Genomic DNA, 17,282 nt, shown 5'->3' on the forward strand with positions numbered 1-17,282 from the left:
CGTCGGCCGTGCGACGGTCGCGAAGCCGAACACCGCGACGCCGGCGCTGTCCGACGTCGACCCCGCGACGATCACCGAGCTGCGGTTCAACGGCTCGCCGACCACCGTGATCAACCGGGGCGCCGAGTTACTCAGCGACCCGGTCGACATGCGTCTCGCCGACGACCAGGACCTCGTGGTCAGCGTCTTCTTCCCGACTCCGACCGGGCTCACCACGTTCCACTCGACGACCCGGCAGAACAACTACGTCGGCGTCGGTGACCTGGCCGCCGCGCCGGACGGCGCGGGCTACACCACCGAGCGGACCTGCTGCTGGTTCTTCCTGTCCGGCGTGGACGTGCTGCGGCACACCAACTACGGCCCGGTGGTGGTGTTCAGCGACTCGCTGGGCGACGCCAACGGCAGCACCCTGGACGCCAACACCCGCTGGGCGAACCTGCTGTACAGCCGGCTGCTGGCCGCCCGCGGCAACGACGCACCGGCCGTGCTGAACGCCAGCCTGGCCGGCAACCGGCTCAACCACGAGGGCACCGAGCCCGGTGCCGGCGACTTCCCCGGCTTCGCGCAGCTCGGCACCAACGCGCTGGCCCGGCTGGACGACGACGTCTTCGACCAGATCGGCACCCGGACCGTCATCACCGACCTCGGCATCAACGACATCTGGATGTCGAACGACTCGGCGGACGCGATCATCGCCTCCCTGCGCCAGATCAACCAGCAGGTCAAGGAGCACGGCGCGGTCAGCCTGGTCGCCACCCTGGCGCCGTACAAGGGCAACGGCGGGCCCGGCGTCTGGACGCCGGAGAAGGACGCCACCCGGCAGGCCGTCAACGCCTACCTGCGCGGCAGCGACGAGTTCGACGGCCTGATCGACTTCGACGCGGTCCTGCGCGACCCGGCCGACCCCGCCCAGCTGCGGCCGGCCTACGACTCCGGCGACCACATCCACCCCAACGACCTGGGCAACCAGGCGATGGCCGACGCGATCTCGTTGCAGGCGCTGCTGAAGGGCCCGGATTCGGTATCCTGACCCGACCGGACAAACCGCATCCCTGCCCTGCCCGGCTGGCCCGGGCAGGGCAGGGATGGCGCGGGTGAGAAGCCGAGGCGATCTGAGAGGACTCATCCCGACCGTGACCGCCGATGAGATCCTCGCGCAGCTGCTGACCGACTCCGCGCGTGCCGACCCGTACCCGATCTACCGGCAGCTGCGCCGGCTGGGGCCGATCGCGCCGCTGACCCAGGAGATGGCCGGGGTCAGCCGGTTCGCGGCGGTGGCCACCGGCTACGACCTCATCGACTCGGTGTTGCGGGACGTCAGCTTCTACAAGCAGGCCACCCCCGGCGCCCGCCAGCACCCACTGCTGAGCACCTTCGACACCTCGATGATGTTCACCAACCCGCCCGAGCACACCCGGATGCGGGGCCTGTTCGCCAAGACCTTCACGCCCCGCCGGCTGGCCGCCATGGACCCGATCATCTCCGCCGTGGTGGACGACCGGCTCGACCGGATGGAACAGGCCGGCGCCGGGGGTGCCGTGCTGGACTACGTCGAGGAGTTCGCCGCGCAGATGCCGGCGCTGGTGATGGCGGCCTTCATCGGCATTCCGGTCGAGGACCTGGACTGGTACCGGGCCAGGGTCCGCCCGATCGACGCCTTCATGGACCTGGACGGCAAGACACCCGAGGCCCTGCAGCGGGCCGACGACGCGACCGAGGAGCTGCGCGGCTACTACACCAGGCTGCTCGACCAGCGCCGCCGGGACCCGCAGCCGGACCTGCTCAGCGCGCTGGTCGCCTCGGTGGACGCCGGGGAGCACCAGCTGACCGAGGCCGAGCTGATCAGCAACCTCATCGTGCTGTTCAACGCCAGCTTCGTGACCACCGTCTTCCTGATCGGCAGCGGCCTGCCGCTGCTGCTGTCCCGCCCGGACGTCACCGCCGCGTTGCCCGGCAACCCCGAACTGGCATCGGACTGCTTCTCCGAGATCCTGCGCTGCGAGAGCCCGGTTCAGTTCCTGGCCCGGTCGGCACCGGCCGACCTGGAGCTGGCCGGGGTGCCGCTGGCTCAGGGGGAGGTGGTGCTGTTGCTGGTGGGGGCCGGCAACCGCGACCCGGACCGGTTCGCCGATCCGGACACCTTCGACCCGGGCCGGGAGCAGCTTCCCTCGCTGGGCTTCGGTGCCGGCGCGCACTACTGCATCGGCGCCGCCGTCGCCCGGGCCGAGGCGCAGATCGCCCTGCCCCGGCTGTTCGAGCGGTTCCCCCGGCTGGCGCTGGCCGGCGAACCGGTCGGCAGCCACAGCCTGTTCCTGCGCGGCCTGACGTCCGTGCCCGTCACCCTGAACTGAGGTCGCACGACATGCCCCTGGACCCGCAGGTGGCGCGCTGGCGGGAGCGCCGGATCGCCGAGCAGGTGCGCCCGCTGTACACCCAGACACTGGCCGAGGCCCGGGCCGCCGACCTCGCCGAGATCCAGGCCGGCACCGGCACGCCGGAGCCGGTTTTCCAGGTGCTGGAGCTGAGCGTCCGGGTTGCCGGCGCGACGCTGCCGCTGCGGCTGTACCGGCCCACCGAGGCCAGCCCGCTGCCGGCGCTGGTGTACTACTTCGGCGGCGGCTGGACGCTGGGCCAGATCGAGACCTGCGACGGGATCTGCCGGACGCTGGCCAACGCCGCCGGCTGCGCGGTGATCGCGGTCGGCTACCGGCTGGCGCCCGAGCACCGGTTCCCGGTCGCGGTGCACGACTGCTACGACGCGCTCGGCTGGGTCGTCGAGCACGCCGGGCAACTGGGCCTGGACCCGGGCCGGCTGGCGGTCGGCGGCGACAGCGCCGGCGGCAACCTGGCCGCGGCCGTCACCCTGCTGGCCCGGCAGCGCGGCGGGCCGGCGCTGGCCGCCCAGCTGCTGGTCTACCCCAACACCTGCTACCGCGCCGGCACCCCGTCGCTGGCCGAGAACGACGACGAGAGCATGTTCAACCGCCGGTCGGTGGACTGGTACTGGGGCCACTACCTGGCCAACCCCGCCGACGGTGCGGACCCGCTGGCCTCGCCGCTGCTGGCCGGCGACCACAGCGGGCTGCCGCCGGCCCTGGTGATCACCGCCGAGTACGACCCGTTGCGCGACGAGGGCGAGCAGTACGCCGAGAAGCTGCGGGCCGCCGGGGTGCCCACCGAGTGCACCCGCTACGAGGGCATGATGCACGGCTTCTTCCTGATGTCGTCGATGCTCGACGGCGGCCGGCGGGCGGTGCGGCAGGCGGTGGCCTTCCTGCGCGCCAGGCTCGGCACCGGGCCGGCACCGGGGCCGGCGGTGGTGTCGCTGGCCGACTACGAGGCCCGCGCCCAGGCGCTGCTGCCGCCGCAGGTGTGGGACTTCGCCGCCGGCGGTGCCGGCGCCGAGACCGCGCTGCGGGCCAACCGGCAGGCGCTGGACGCGGTGGTGGTCTATCCCCGGGTGCTGGCCGGCGGCGGTCGCACCGACACCGCCACGAGCCTGCTCGGTACCCCCGCCGCGCTGCCGGTCGCGGTGGCGCCGATGGCCTACCAGCGGCTGATGCACCCGGCCGGCGAGGTGGCGATGGCCGAGGCCGCCCGCCGGGCGGGGGTGCCGATGATGCTCAGCGCGCTGAGCAGCTGCCCGGTCGAGGAGGTCGCCGGTACCGGGGTCGCGCTCTGGTTCCAGCTGTACTGGCTGGCCGAACGGCACGCACTCGAACGACTGATCGAGCGCGCCGAGGACGCCGGCATCGCCGCCCTCGTGGTGACCCTGGACGTGCCGGTGCTGGGCCGGCGGCTGCGCGACGTCCGCAACGAGTTCGCGCTGCCGGCCGAAGTGGTGGCCGCCAACCTCACCGACGGGTCGGGCAGCCGGGCGCACGTGGCGCACCGCGGCGAGTCGGCGCTGGCCGCGCACACCAGCTCGCTGTTCGGCTCGGCGCTGGGCTGGGCCGACCTGGAATGGCTGCGGGACCGGACCAGCCTGCCGCTGGCGCTCAAGGGCATCCTCGACCCGCGGGACGCTCGGCGGGCGGTCGACCTCGGCGCGGACGCGATCGTGGTGTCCAATCACGGCGGCCGCCAGCTGGACGCGGCACCGGCCAGCGTCGCGGCGCTGCCTGCCGTGGTGTCCGAGGTCGGGCAGCAGTGCCAGGTGCTGCTGGACAGCGGCATCCGCAGCGGGACGGACGTGCTGCGAGCGCTCGCCCTGGGCGCGGCCGGCGTGCTGGTCGGCCGGCCGCTGCTGTGGGCGCTGGCCGTCGACGGGGCCGCCGGGGCGGAGAGCGCGTTGGCGTTGCTGAACACCGAGATCCAGGAATCGCTGATCCTGGCCGGCTGCCCCGATCTGGCTGCGGTCCGGGACCTGCGCACCACCCAGGAGAGTTGCCGATGAGCGCCACCGCCGACCGGCTGCACGCCGGTGAGCTGGACACCGCCGAGCTGTTCGGGGCGCTGGAGGACCCGGCGCTGAACTCGATGAACTTCCTCAACGAGATCTCCTCCCGGTACCCGGACGCGATCTCGCTGGCGGCCGGCCGGCCGGTCGAGCAGTTCTTCGAAATCGACTCCCTGGACCGCTACCTGCGCCGGTTCTGCCGGCACCTGGAAGAGGACCTGGGCTACTCGCCGGCCGAGGTGCGGCGCACCCTGTTCCAGTACGGCCGCACCAAGGGCGTGCTGCACGGGCTGATCGCGGCCAACCTGGCCCGGGACGAGGGGATCTCGGTCGACCCGGAGGCGATCGTGGTCACCGTCGGCTGCCAGGAGGCGATGTTCCTGGTGCTGCGGGCGCTGCGCACCGGGCCGTCCGACGTGCTGCTGGCCGTCACCCCGACCTACGTCGGGCTGACCGGTGCTGCCCGGCTGGTCGAGATGCCGGTGCTGCCGGTGGCCGCCGGCCCGGGCGGCGTCGACCTCGACGACCTGGAGCGCCGGATCCGGGCGGCGCGGGCGGCCGGGCTGCGCCCGCGGGCCTGCTACGTGATGCCCGACTTCGCCAACCCGTCCGGGGTCAGCATGGACCTCGCCGACCGGCGGCGGCTGCTGGCGATGGCCGCCGCCGAGGGGATCCTGCTGCTCGAGGACAACCCGTACGGGCTGTTCCCGCACGCCGACGAGCAGCGCCGGCCCACCCTCAAGGCGCTCGACGAGCAGCGGACGGTGGTCTACCTCGGCTCCTTCGCCAAGACCGCGATGCCGGGCGTGCGCACCGGTTACCTGGTCGCCGACCAGCCGGTGACCGACGCGGCCGGCAACCGGGGCCTGCTCGCCGACCAGCTGTCGAAGATCAAGAGCATGCTGACGGTGAACACCTCACCGATCACCCAGGCCATCGTGGGCGGCAAGCTGCTGGAGAACGACCACAGCCTGCTGCGCGCCAACGAGCGCGAGCGCGCGGTCTACACCGCCAACATGCGCCAGATGGTGGCGGGGCTGGCGGCCCGCTTCCCGGATCCCGGCCTGGGGGTGAGCTACAACGTCCCGGTCGGTGGCTTCTTCGTGGTGGTCACCGTGCCGTTCGAGGTGGACGACGCGCTGCTGGAGCGCTCGGCGGCCGACTACGGGGTGCTGTGGACGGCCATGCACCACTTCTACGAGCCGGGCGTGCCGGTGCACGCGCTGCGGCTCAGCTGCAGCACGGTGACCCCGGAGCAGATCGAGGCCGGCCTGGACCGGCTGGCCCGGCTGGTCTACGACCAGCTGGGCCAGCACCGGCCCGGCTAGTCAGCGCAGCGGGTCGCCGTCGCCGTCCCGGTAGCGGGGGTCGGCGGTGGTCCCGCCGGCGGGGTAGTCCGAGTCCGCCACGGCGTCGTCGGTCCGGTAGTGCGGCTCGGCGGTGGCCTCGCCGTCCCGCAGGGTGGGGTCGAGCGTGCCGGCGCGCTCCTGCAGCCGCTGCGCCTCGGCCCGCTCCCGCTCGGCCTCGGCCAGCCGCTGCTGGGCCTCCCGCTCGGTGTCGGCGGCCCGCAGCTCGGCCTCGGCGCGTTCCCGCCGGGCCCGGGCGACCTGCTCCTCGGCGGCAGCCTGCGCGGACTCGGCCCGGGCCGAGCGCTCGCTTGCCTCCTGCAGGTGCTGCTGCGCCTGGACCCGCTTGCGCTCGGCCGTCCGCTCCCGCATCCGCGGCAGCACGAACAGCGCGAGCAGGGCGAGCACCACAAGAATCACGATGATGACGATGACGAGCGTTTTCATAAGGCACGTCCCTTCTGGTTGACCAGACGTTAACGTGCACCGCTATCAGACGTCACCACCGGGTCTGCCGCCGGCTCACTTGTTGCGCAGCACCCCGGTACGGCACAGCTCCTCGCTGATGGTGCGCAGCTTGGTGTGGGTGCGCTGGGATGCCTTGACCAGCAACGCGAAAGCGGCGTCCGGCGTCACCCGGAAGCGCTCCATCAGGATGCCCTTGGCCTGCCCGATCACGTCCCGGCTGTCCAGCGCGGTGGTCAGGTTGCGGTGCCATTCCTGGCCGGCCAGCGCGATCGTGGCGTGCGCGGCGAACAGGCTGGCCATCGCCTGGGACTCCTCATTGAAGGCGTGCGGCCGGGATGCCGCCAGGTTCAGCGCTCCCAGTACCCGGTCGCCGGTCACCAGCGGGGTGCACAGCATGCTGGCCACTCCCAGCTCGCGGGCTGCCGGAGTGAACAGCGGCCAGCGGTCCTCGGTCGCCAGGTCCGGCACCCAGACCGGCTCGGGCTGGCTGACCGCGTCCAGGCCGGGGCCTTCGCCCACCTCGTTCTGCAGGTCGACCACCTGCAGGGTCTCCGTTCCGGACGTGGCCTGGGCTGCCAGCCGTCCCGGCCCGGCCGGAGTGACCAGGATCGAGAACTCGGTGCCGGGAATGACGTCGGTCGCGCCCTCGGCGAGTACTACCAGCGGGTCGAGCTTGCCGGCCTGGACGGCCATGGCCAGCTCGGTCAGCGCCGCGGCGAAGACGGTGGTGGACTCGCCCCCGCTGTCGGGCAGCGTGGCGGAGCCGGGCACTCGCCAAGGTTCGCCCTGCGGGTCAGCCGCCTCGGCAGGATCAAGCAGTTCCGACATGCTTCCTTCCTATGGGGGTCAAACTCCGGTCCGGTCCGGACGGCAGTTGTGCTGGCAACCAGAATATGCGGAGACTCGCCTCGAATTCCAACCTCTGCAGCCGCCGGTCACGGGCCGGCCTCGATGCGCTCGCGCATGGCGGCCAACGGCCACCCGGTACGGGGCTCGCCGGCGCTGGTCCAGTCGTCGGTCCAGCCGTACCGCCACGGGTGGACGGCCTCCACCCACCAGGTGGCCCCGGCGGCGGCGTGCTCGGCGTAGCGCTGCTGCCGCGCCGGGTCGCCGCCCGCGGTCTCACCCGGAACGGCCAGGTCGAAGGGCGGCGCGTCCGGTGCCCGCAGCTCGGCCATCCGGGCCGCGACCGCCGCCGTGTCGGCGACCTCCCACCGCCCGTCCGGGCGCATCGGCACCACGCCGTCCCAGCGGGCCGCCCGGCGGAACGGCCTGGTGCCGGGCCAGCTGCCACCCACCCAGACCGGGATCCGCGGTTGCTGGACCGGCGGCGGGTAGCACACCGCCGACCAGTCCGGCCCGGCGGCGCGGTAGTGCCTGCCCTGGTGGCGGACCGGTTCCCCGGTCCACAGCCGGGCCAGCACCTCCAGGTGCTCGTCGAGCATGTCCCCGCGGACCGCCGGGTCGGCCTGCTCACCGCAGTAGTCCCATTCGTACGGGCCGGCGCCGGTGCCCACCCCCAGCACCAGCCGGCCGTGGCTGAGCCGGTCCAGGGTGACGCTCTGCCGGGCCACCACCAGCGGCCGGCGCCGGGGCAGCGGCGTCACCAGGATGCCCAGCCGGATCCGCTCGGTGGCGCACGCCGCCGCGGCCAGCGCGATCCACGGGTCGACCGCGTCGACCGGCCCGGCGGCGAAGGCGAACAGGTGGTCCCACAGGAAGAAGCCGTCCCACCCGGCCGACTCGGCGGCGGCGGCCCAGGCGGCCACCAGCTCGGCATCGACACCGGTTCCGAAGCAGGGGACCGACAGCCCGTGGCGCACCGCGGCAACCTATCGCGGCGGGCCGGCGTCCGCCGGGTACCAGACGGTCGGCACCGGATTACCGGGTGGTGAACCGGAAGGTCATCCGGCTGCCGTCCGAGGTGGCCACCATGCTCAGCCCGAGCGCGCCGACGTGCTTCCAGTCGGCCTTTTCCTGGGGCGAGGTGGACGGGTCGGCATCGAGGATCTGGCCGAGGTTGAGGTAGCCGATCAGGGTCGCGTTGGCGCGGTCGGGGACCGCCTTCTGGAAGGTCGGGTCGTTGCCCAGCGTCCGGACGCCGGGGCCCGGCCGCGGGTCGTAGTCGGGGCTGGTGCTGACCTGGTAGCCGCCGGGGATCTTGCGGGCGTGCAGGCTCTCGGAGGGAAAGCCGAACGGCTCGCCCAGCGTGTCGAGCAACTGCATGGCCCGGTCTGCCTGAGCGGTGCTGACCTGGGCGGCGATCTCCGGATCCCCGGTTCCGCCGGACCGCAGCCGGAACGAGAACGTGGTGTCGGTGCCGAACAACGCGGCCAGGTCGCCGGGAAGCTGCAGGCCGGTCTGGTCGATGAAGTCTTCGAACTCGGTGCCCAGCCCCAGGGCGGCGGAGGCGCCGTTCCAGGCCTGTCTGAGCGATTCGCCGAGGCCGGTGACCTCCAGCGCCCCGCTGGTGTCGGCGGCGGAGAGCTTGGCCAGGGTGCCGTTCACCGGAGTGCTGGCCGCGCGCTTGCCGGTTTCGGCCCCACGCGAGACGGCCGACACCTCCAGGTAGTCCGAGCCGGCGTGCACCCCGACGATCATCCGGCCCCGGGCGGCCAGGCTGTTCAGCCGGCGCAGGTTCTCGATCCGGGAGCTGGGGGTACCGCTGGTGCCGGCCCGGACCGCGGCCAGCGCCCCGGCGACGTCGGTCCAGGCGATCGCGATCTGGTCGCCGTGCAGCGACTTCAGGTCCGAGTGGAACTGCCCGGACTTGGCCAGCGTGCCCTGCCGGACACCGGCCAGCACCGCCTCGGCGTGCGGCTGGCTGTTGCTGACCAGCACGTAGCCGTCGACGGTGACGTAGCCGAAGTCGCGCTCGGTGCGCGCGGCCTTGCCCATCGCCGCCTTCATCTTGGCCTCGTCGGTGTAGGCCACCGCGAGCACCGGATCGATCCCGGTCGGGCTGGTGCGGTCCGGAACCGCCGCGACCGCGATCCGGTCGCCCAGCCACGGCTTGATGTCGGTGGGGTAGTCCAGTTCGCTCTCGTCGTCGAAGAACGACGACAGCAGGGAGTGCTTCTCCTCGTCGAGGTTGCCCGCGCCCTTGACGACCTTCGGGAACTTCTTCGACAGCCGGTAGGCGGCGATCTTCTGGCCGGCGGCCGGGTCCAGGTCGAGCTTGGCGAACGCGACCGTGGTGGCCGGCAGCACCTTCTCCGGCTGGGTCCCGCCGCCGGACAGCGTGTTGTAGGCGTAGGCGGCGACCGCACCCGCGGCCAGCACCGCCAGCACCGCGCCGCCGGCGATCAGCTTGCGGCCGGGGCCGGTCTTGCGGGGCGGCGGAGCAAGCAGGTACGGGTTGGACAGGTAGATGTCCGACCCGGGACCCTGCGGCGGGTAGGGCGCCTGGTAGCCCGCTTGGTACCCCGGCTGGTAGGGCCCGGGGGGCGGTTGGCCACCCGGCTGGTACGGCGCCGGCGGCTGGTAGCCGGGCTGGTATTCCCCGGCCGGGGCGTACCCGGGCTGGTACGGGCCGGGCGGTTGGTCACCCACCTGGTACGGGCCGGGCGGCGCATATCCCGGCTGGTACGGCTCAGTCGGCGCCGGACCGGGTTGTGCCGGATCGGCTTGTGCGGGGCGGGGCTGGCCGCCGAAGCGCTGCTCCCAGTAGTCGGGCAGCGGTGCCGTGGATTCCGGCTCGGGCGTGCCGGAGGCCGGATCCCCGGGCTGGTCCGGACCCTGCGAGGAATGTGTCATGAACCGTTTCCGCGGCCTTCTGTCGTGTCGGCGAGCTGCTCAGGGCACCCATCGGCTGACCGGGTCCGGACCTGAATCGACAGCAGGAGCGCGGCCGCGGGCCCGGGCCGGTGGCCACGAGGGTAACCGGCCCGGGCGGCCAAGCACGTCAGGTTGGACAAACTCCTGCTCGGCAGTCCCGCATGTGGAATACCCACCGGTTGTCCCAGCGACCGGTGGGTATTCCACAGCCAAGAGAGTCCCAGCCGCCAGCCTGGCTGGTGGCTGACTGGTGACTGGTCGGACGGCTACCCGGCCAGCCTGCGGGTGATGCCGGACAGCACGTTGCCGGGCCGCTGCTGCTCGCCGGCGAAGGCGCTGATCACGACCAGCGCGCCGGTCAGCGCCGGGATGGCCCACTGCAACGCGGCCAGCTGCTTCTGGGCCGTGGCCAGTTCCGGCGGGGTCGAGGCGGCCGGCGTGGTGCCGTCCGAGGCGGGCACCGCGTGGTGCTGGGAGATCTTGCGGCCCAGCATCCGGGAGTAGCCGGTGGCGGCCAGCGCGGCGGCGGTCACGCCGGTCTTGACCATCGACATGGTGGCCACGCCTTGCTGGGCGGCCAGCCGGTCGGTGTTGTCCAGCAACTGGCCGACGCTGCCGATCAGGTGCGCGCCGATCGCGGCGGCGTTCACCGGCGTCCAGCGGTCCCATCCGGCGTTGGCGACCGCGCCGGTCGCGCTGGGACTTCCCGCCTGCGCGGCAGCCGGGTTGAGGGCCACCGCGTTGGCCAGCGTGCCGCCGAACCAGGCGGCCAGGCCGACATCGTGCAGTGAGCGGGACACAGTGTTGAAGAGCACGGAAAACTCCTGGGAGGAGAAGCGATTGCGCACCTAGCGGCGCACGCCGGATCGCTGTTGATCCGCGCGGACCAGCGGCCCGTGATCCCACCGTAGCCCCTTGCCGACCGGCCCCGGCACGGCCGATCCGGCGCCCGGCAGGCGCGGCACCCGATGGGGTGGATCAGGCGTAGCGTGGCGGTACGGCGAGCGGTGAGCCAAACCGCCGGCCCGACAGCGGCGGGCCTTGACGACGCCCAGACACCGGGCCCTTCTCCAAACCCAGACACCCGGAGGCGTACATGAGCGTGGGACGACTGGCGGCACGAGCCGTCATCGGTGGGCTGTTCGTCGGCCATGGCACCCAGAAACTGTTCGGCTGGTTCGGCGGCCCCGGCCGGGCCGGCACCGAAGGCATGATGGAGAGCCTGCAAATGCGCCCGGCGAAGGTGCACGCCGCGCTCGCCGGCGTCACCGAGACCGCCTGCGGCGGCATGCTGGTGCTGGGCCTGGGCACCCCGCTGGCCACCGCCGGCCTGACCGGGGTGATGACCACCGCGATCCGCAAGGTCCACCTGCCCAACGGGCCGTGGGCCGCCAACGGTGGCTGGGAGTACAACGCGGTGCTGATCGCCGCGGTGACCTCGCTGGCCGAGACCGGCCCCGGCCGGTTGTCGCTGGACTACCTCCGTGGCAGGGAACGCAAGGGAATCCACTGGGCCCTGTTCTCGCTGGCCACCGGCGTCGGGGCGGCGGCGCTGACCATGGCCGCGGGGGAGCGGAGCGCGCCGGCCCTGGCGCCGCAGCCGGTGATCCAGCCGGTTCCCGACGTCGCCGACATCGCGGGCGACCCGACCACCGCCGGCGCGAGCGACCCGACCACCGCCGGCAGCTGAGCCCGCGGCCGCTGGCTACTCGGTGAACCGGTAACCGATGCCCGGTTCGGTGATCAGGTGCTGCGGCCGGGCCGGATCGGTCTCCAGCTTGCGGCGCAGCTTGCCGAAGTGGAAGCGCAGGTAGCCGGACTCCTCGACGAAGGCCGGCCCCCACACCTGGGTGAGCAGCTGGCGCTGGGTGACCAGCTGCCCGGGGTGGCGCACCAGCTGTTCGAGCAGTTCCCACTCCGTACGGGTCAGTCGCACCGGTTCGCCCTGCTGGCCGGTGACCGTATGCGCCGCCAGGTCGATCAGGTGCGCACCGATCCGGACGCTGGCCCGCGCGGCGCCGGCGTCGCTGCCGGCCCGGCGGGAGACCGCGCGCATCCTGGCGATCAGCTCCTCCATGCCGAACGGCTTGGTCACGTAGTCATCGGCGCCTGCCTCCAGCGCAGCCACCTTGTCCGCGCCGCCGCTGCGGCCCGACAGCACGATGATCGGGGCGCTGGTCCAGCCGCGCAGGCCGGCGATCACCTCGCCGCCGTCCAGGTCGGGCAGTCCGAGGTCGAGCAGGACCAGGTCGGGCGGCAGCTTGGCGGCCAGGCTCAGGGCCGCCGTGCCGGTGGCGGCGGCGTGCACCTCGTACTGCCGTGCTTTCAGGTTGATCGTCAAGGCCCGCACGATCTGCGGCTCGTCGTCGACCACCAGTACCCGCATCAGACCACCTGCGGACTCGGGTGCTCGTCCCTGACGCCGGCGAGGGTGAGCACCATCGTCAACCCGCCGCCGGGGGTGTCCTCGGGCACCAGCGAGCCGCTCATCGCCTCGGCCAGCCCGCGGGCCAGCGCCAGGCCGAGCCCGACCCCGGTGGTGTTGGAGGTGTCGCCGAGGCGCTGGAACGGCAGGAACACCCGTTGCCGGGCGGCGTGCGCCAGGCCCGGGCCGTAGTCGACGATCCGCACCTGCACCCGGGAGTGGTGCGAGCTGGCGGTGACCAGCGGCGGCCGGCCGGCGGGCGAGACCCGCAGGGCGTTCTCCAGAAGGTTGCCGATCACCCGCTCCAGCAGGCCCGGGTCCGCGCTCACCGCCGGCAGTTCGGCCGGCACCCGGACCGAGACCCGGTCGGCGTCCGGGCCGAGGGAGTCCAGCGCCCGGGCCACCACGTCCTCGACCGCGACGACCTGGCGGTGCACCGCCATCGCGCCCGCCTGCAGCCGGCTCATGTCCAGCAGGTTGGCGACCAGCTTGGCCAGCCGGTCCAGCGACTCGTCCGCGGTGGCCAGCAACTCCGCCTGGTCGCCGGGGGTGAAGTGCACCTGGGGATCGCGCAAGCTGCTCACCGCCGCCTTCGCCCCGGCCAGCGGGGTACGCAGGTCGTGGCTGACGGCTGCCAGCAGTGCGGTGCGGGTCCGGTCCACCTCCTGCAGCGGCTGGGACCGCTCGGCCTCGGCTTCCAACCGTTCGGTACGCAGCGCGGCAGCGGCCTGGACCGCGACCGCGCGCAGCACCCGCTGGTCGCCGGCTTCGGGCACGCCGCCGCTGAGCAGCAGGGTCGTCTGCTCGTCGGCGGCCACCACCACGTCGGCCTGCTCCGGACTGCGGGGCGGGTCCGCGCCGATCTCGGCCGCCACCTGCCAGCCGGCACCTTCCCGTTCCAGCAGGGTGACCGCCCGCATACCGAAGGTGTGGCGTACCTGTTCCATCAGCTCGGCCAGTGCCGAGCCACCCCGCGCCGCGCTGCCGGCGATGGTGGCCAGGAACTGGGCCTCCGAGGAGGCCCGGACCGCCTGCCGGCGCCGCCGCTCGGCCCGGTCCAGCAGCCCCGCGATCAGCACCGAGACCAGCACGAACACCGCCAGGGCGAGCGCGTTGTTGGCATCGCCGATGGTGAACCGGTGCAGCGGCGGGGTGAAGTAGTAGTTGAGCAGCGCGGTGGCGGCCAGGGCGGTGGCGATGGCGACCAGCACGCCGCCCATCCAGGCGACCAGCACCGTCACCAGCAGGTAGACCAGCACCGCGCTGAGCAGGTTCAGCTGCTGGCGGGTGGCGGCCAGCGACAGCGTGGCCAGGCTCAGCAGGGCGACCGACAGGGCAGCGCCCAGGCCGGCGCGCCGCCAGGACGGCCAGCCGAAGCCCGGCCGGCGAGGGGCACCGGACCAGCCGGAGCCGGGGTGCTGGTCGACGAGGGTGACCGCGACGGCCGGTGACCTGCGCACTGCCCGGGCCGCGATGCCCGAGCCGGGTATCCGGTCAGAATGCCACCGGCGCCGGCCGGTGCCGAGAACCAGCTGGCCGGCGTTGCTCGCCTCGGCGAACTCGACCAGTGCCGCGGCCGGGTCGTCGGCGCGCAGCAGGTGGTAACTGCCCCCGGCCGCCGTGCTGAGCGCTCGCTGGGTGGTCAGCACGATGGGGTCCACCTCGCGCTGGGAGCCGGTGACCACGTGGACGGCGAGCAACTCGGCTCCGCTGCCGGCCGTCAGCCGGACCGCGTGCCGGACCAGTGCCGCGTCGTGCCGGCCTCCGCTGAGGCCGACCACGATCCGGGGCCGGGTCTGCCAGGGCACCGCGATCCGGTGCTCGGCACGGTAGCGCTGCAGCCCCTCCGCCACCCGGTCGGCCACCCACAGCAGGGCCAGCTCGCGCAATGCGGCGAGGTTGCCGGGACGGAAGTAGTCCGCCAGCGCGGCATCGACCCGAACGGCTGGGTAGATGTTGCCGTGCGCCATCCGCCGGCGCAGCGCCTCGGGGGTCTGGTCCACCAGCTGGATCTCGTCCGCCGCGCGGGCCACCGGGTCCGGCACCGTCCGGACCGGCCGGGCCCCGGTGATCTGCTCGACGATGCCGCTCAGGCCGGCCACCTCGGCGATGTCCAGCGTCGAGACGACATCCAGGCCGGCGCTCAGCAACTGCTCGACGTCCTGCCAGCGATGCTCCCGGGTGGTGCCCGCGGGGTTGACGAAGGCGTACTCGTCGACCAGCACCACACCCGGCCGGCGCGCCAGCACCGCGGGCACGTCCAGGGTCCCGGCCGCGCCCGGCAGCGCCGGCAGCAGCGCCGCCAGGTCCTCGATCGGGCGCCGGCCCCGGCTGGCCACCACCGCCAGCAGCACGTCGGCGCCCCGGCGCCGGCGACGGATTCCCTCGGTCAGCATGGCGTGCGTCGTGCCGGCGCCGGGTGCGACGCCGAGATAGATCCGCAGGGTCCCGCGGTGCATGCCGTTCAGTGTCTCCCAGCCGGCAAGCCGTCCCGCGGGGCGGCCAGCTCGTAGCGGGGGTTGGCCAGCGCCAGGTGCCCCTTGTACTCACCGGCCCGCCCCCAGGCTCGGATCCGGGCGCCCGGCGTGATCCCGGCGATGGCGGTGCGGCCGAAGAACAGCAGCCGGATTCCTCCGGTCTCGTCGAAGACCTGGGCCTCGAGTGACCGGCCGGCGACGGTGCCGGCCCGGACCACCCGCACCTCGCCCTCGATGGCCACCTGCTGCCTCGGCACCACGGAGCCGATCGGGGTCCGGCCGGACGGCACGGCGTGCTTGCCGGCCGGCACCGCAGCGCCGGCGGGCCCTGTGGCACCGACCGGTACCGCAGCGCCGGCGGGCAGCACGGTGCCGGTTGTCGGGGACAGTGCCGCCATCCGGGCGGCTTCGGCCCGCCGGTACTCCAGCCGGTCCACGACCTCCCGGCTCAGGGTGGTGTCGAACGGCACGATGGTTGCCGAGACATGCGCGATCCTGCTCACCGCGGCGGCGATCCGGTCAGCGGTGCGGTCGTGCAGCAACCGCTGGGAGAGCCGGCGGAAGGTCCGCCGCGGCAGCAGCACCGTCACCTCCGCCCGCTCCGAGATCACCTCCCGCAGCGCCAGCCGGCTCGCCGCACGGGGCAGCCGCCGATCGGGACAGCCGACCAGCTCCAGCGGCACCCGGTCACCCAGGCCACGCACGATCCACTCCCGCTGCAGCACCTCGGCGTCGTGCGAGTCGAGGACCAGGTGCACCGCCCGCAGCTCGGTGGGGTGCAAGCTGCCCGCGTAGCGCAGCGCACGGATCACCGCGACGTCCAGCCGGTCGACCAGCACCAGCACCACCGAGCGCGGGTAGTACCGGAGCATCGAAGGCCCGCCGGTGACTCTGGCGGTGACCAGGTCCAGCGAGCGTGCCTCGGCCCGGTAGCGGGAGTTCAACCGCACCAGTCCCAGCCACATCAGCGGAAAGAGCACCACGATCAGCCAGGCCCCCTCGCTGAACTTCACCACGGCGAAGATCAGCACCACCAGCGTGGCCGTGCAACCGCACACCAGGTCGGTCACCAGCCGCACCCGGTGCCGGGGCGGCGGCGCGAGCCAGTGATGCCGGGCCATCCCGAACCCCGCCATGGCGAAGCCGGTGAACACCCCGATCGCGTAGAACGGAACCAGCTTGTCGACGTGCGCACCGACGCCGAGCAGGAGCGCCAGCGCGGTCGCAGTGAGCACGACAATGCCGTTGCTGTGCGCCAGCCGGTGCCCGCGCCGGGTCATCTGGCGCGGCAGGAACGAGTCCTCGGCGATGAAGCTGGCCAGGAACGGAAAGCCGGTGAACGGCGTGTTCGCCCCGGTGTAGAGGATCAGCGCGGTGGCCAGCTGCACGAGCACGAAGCCCAGGTGGCCCAGCGTCCCGTCCCCGAACGCGGCCCGGGCCACCTGGCTGATCACGGTGGGGCTGCCGCTGGCATACGGCGTGGCGTGCGTCTGCCAGGCCAGGAAGGAGATTCCCAACACCAGCGAACCGAGCAGCACGCTCAGGATCGACAGGTTCGACCGGGCATGCGGGCCCTCGGGCGGGCGGAATGCGCTGACGCTGTTGGAGATCGCCTCCAGGCCGGTCAGCGACGAGCCACCGTTGGCGAACGCCTTGAGCAGCACGAAGACCGCCATCCCGGACAGCAGCGCGTGGTGCTGGTCGGTCACCTCGATCATCCCGGCGGCGTGCTGGTAGCGCGGCAGGTCGCCGGCCAGCTCGCGAACCACTCCCACCGCGATGACCATGCCCGCCATCGCGACAAAGAAGTAGGTGGGAAAGGCGAATGCCCGCGCCGCCTCCCGGACGCCCCGCAGGTTCCCGTACCCGAGCAGCAGCACCACACCGACGGTGACCTCGTCGGTGTAGCCGCCGAGCGCGGGCACCAGCGAGGTGATCGCGGCCGTGCCGGCGGCGGTCTGGACCGCCACCGTGACCACGTAGTCGATCAGCAGCGCGACGGCGGCGATCTGGGCGGTCCGGGGGCCGAAGTTCTCCCTGGCCACCACATAGGAGCCGCCGGCCTTGGTGTAGACCATCACGACTTCCCGGTACAGCAGGGTCATCAGGGCCAGCACCACCAGCACCACGGCGGTGAGCGGCATCAGCAACTGGTAGCCGGCCAGCCCGAAGGCGGCCAGCAGCACGATCAGCATCTCCTCGCTGCCGTAGGCCGAGGACGAGATGCAGTCGCTGGACAGCACCCCGAGCGCCGCGGTGCGCGACAGTTTCTCCTCGTGCAACCGCTCGGTGACCAGTGCCGGGCCCAGCAGCAGGCGCTTGAGCCGGTAGCCGGCTGCTTCGGGCAGGTCGGGGAAGGAAGCGGCTTCGGGCAGGACGTCGGTCACACC

Annotated in this window: 13 protein-coding genes and 1 pseudogene; 6 read left to right on the forward strand and 8 right to left on the reverse strand. The window is 73.1% G+C overall.

All coding sequences use genetic code 11. The annotated features are described in order from the left end of the window. The 5 genes and pseudogenes from VLJ82_RS08985 to VLJ82_RS09005 all read left to right on the forward strand — a co-directional run. The coding region (locus tag VLJ82_RS08985) for an SGNH/GDSL hydrolase family protein (protein ID WP_408662998.1) at positions 1-1,030 on the forward strand (1,030 nt) is incomplete at its 5' end. A 103-nt stretch (positions 1,031-1,133) separates the two neighbouring features. Then, on the forward strand, positions 1,134-2,351 hold the full coding sequence (locus VLJ82_RS08990) for a cytochrome P450 (protein WP_408662999.1): 1,218 nt from the start codon (positions 1,134-1,136) through the stop codon (positions 2,349-2,351). Between the two features lie 11 nt (positions 2,352-2,362). After that, positions 2,363-3,157, forward strand: a pseudogene (locus VLJ82_RS08995) (alpha/beta hydrolase); the annotation flags it as partial. 117 nt (positions 3,158-3,274) lie between these two features. Next, positions 3,275-4,396, forward strand: a complete 1,122-nt coding sequence (locus tag VLJ82_RS09000; protein ID WP_408663071.1) for an alpha-hydroxy acid oxidase — start codon at positions 3,275-3,277, stop codon at positions 4,394-4,396. Continuing rightward, entirely contained in the window at positions 4,393-5,727 is a 1,335-nt protein-coding gene (locus VLJ82_RS09005; RefSeq protein ID WP_408663000.1) for a PLP-dependent aminotransferase family protein, read from the forward strand. Before VLJ82_RS09000 ends, VLJ82_RS09005 begins: the two co-directional genes overlap by 4 nt. Here the strand turns inward: VLJ82_RS09005 and VLJ82_RS09010 are convergent, their stop codons facing one another. The 5 genes from VLJ82_RS09010 to VLJ82_RS09030 form a co-directional block, all read right to left on the reverse strand. Further along, positions 5,728-6,192, reverse strand: a complete 465-nt coding sequence (locus VLJ82_RS09010) for a hypothetical protein (RefSeq protein WP_408663001.1) — start codon at positions 6,190-6,192, stop codon at positions 5,728-5,730. It abuts the gene before it with no gap. A gap of 75 nt (positions 6,193-6,267) precedes the next feature. After that, positions 6,268-7,041: a GAF and ANTAR domain-containing protein gene (locus VLJ82_RS09015; protein ID WP_408663002.1), complete on the reverse strand. Its 774-nt coding sequence runs from the start codon at positions 7,039-7,041 to the stop codon at positions 6,268-6,270. 107 nt (positions 7,042-7,148) lie between these two features. Further along, positions 7,149-8,036 carry an LLM class flavin-dependent oxidoreductase gene (locus tag VLJ82_RS09020; protein ID WP_408663003.1) on the reverse strand — a complete coding sequence of 296 codons (888 nt, stop codon included), beginning with the start codon at positions 8,034-8,036 and terminating at the stop codon, positions 7,149-7,151. 58 nt (positions 8,037-8,094) lie between these two features. Next, positions 8,095-9,969, reverse strand: a complete 1,875-nt coding sequence (locus VLJ82_RS09025) for a DUF3352 domain-containing protein (protein WP_408663004.1) — start codon at positions 9,967-9,969, stop codon at positions 8,095-8,097. Positions 9,970-10,256: 287 nt separating this feature from the next. Next, positions 10,257-10,805: a hypothetical protein gene (locus VLJ82_RS09030; RefSeq protein ID WP_408663005.1), complete on the reverse strand. Its 549-nt coding sequence runs from the start codon at positions 10,803-10,805 to the stop codon at positions 10,257-10,259. Between the two features lie 281 nt (positions 10,806-11,086). Between VLJ82_RS09030 and VLJ82_RS09035 the strand changes: the two genes are divergently transcribed. Next, the gene (locus VLJ82_RS09035; protein ID WP_408663006.1) at positions 11,087-11,680 is read left to right on the forward strand and encodes a DoxX family protein; all 594 of its coding nucleotides are present in this window, start codon (positions 11,087-11,089) and stop codon (positions 11,678-11,680) included. A gap of 15 nt (positions 11,681-11,695) precedes the next feature. Here the strand turns inward: VLJ82_RS09035 and VLJ82_RS09040 are convergent, their stop codons facing one another. Genes VLJ82_RS09040 through VLJ82_RS09050 form a run of 3 tightly spaced genes read right to left on the reverse strand, consistent with a single transcriptional unit; the run spans position 11,696 to position 17,279 of the window. After that, complete coding sequence (locus VLJ82_RS09040) at positions 11,696-12,379, reverse strand: response regulator (protein ID WP_408663072.1); 684 nt, start codon at positions 12,377-12,379, stop codon at positions 11,696-11,698. Then, complete coding sequence (locus VLJ82_RS09045; RefSeq protein WP_408663007.1) at positions 12,376-14,874, reverse strand: DUF4118 domain-containing protein; 2,499 nt, start codon at positions 14,872-14,874, stop codon at positions 12,376-12,378. Before VLJ82_RS09045 ends, VLJ82_RS09040 begins: the two co-directional genes overlap by 4 nt. A 5-nt stretch (positions 14,875-14,879) precedes the next feature. Continuing rightward, positions 14,880-17,279: an APC family permease gene (locus VLJ82_RS09050; RefSeq protein WP_408663008.1), complete on the reverse strand. Its 2,400-nt coding sequence runs from the start codon at positions 17,277-17,279 to the stop codon at positions 14,880-14,882. Between the last annotated feature and the right edge of the window lie 3 nt (positions 17,280-17,282).

Source organism: Jatrophihabitans sp., assembly GCF_035474675.1.
In the GTDB taxonomy this organism is placed as follows: Bacteria; Actinomycetota; Actinomycetes; order Mycobacteriales; family Jatrophihabitantaceae; genus Jatrophihabitans_A.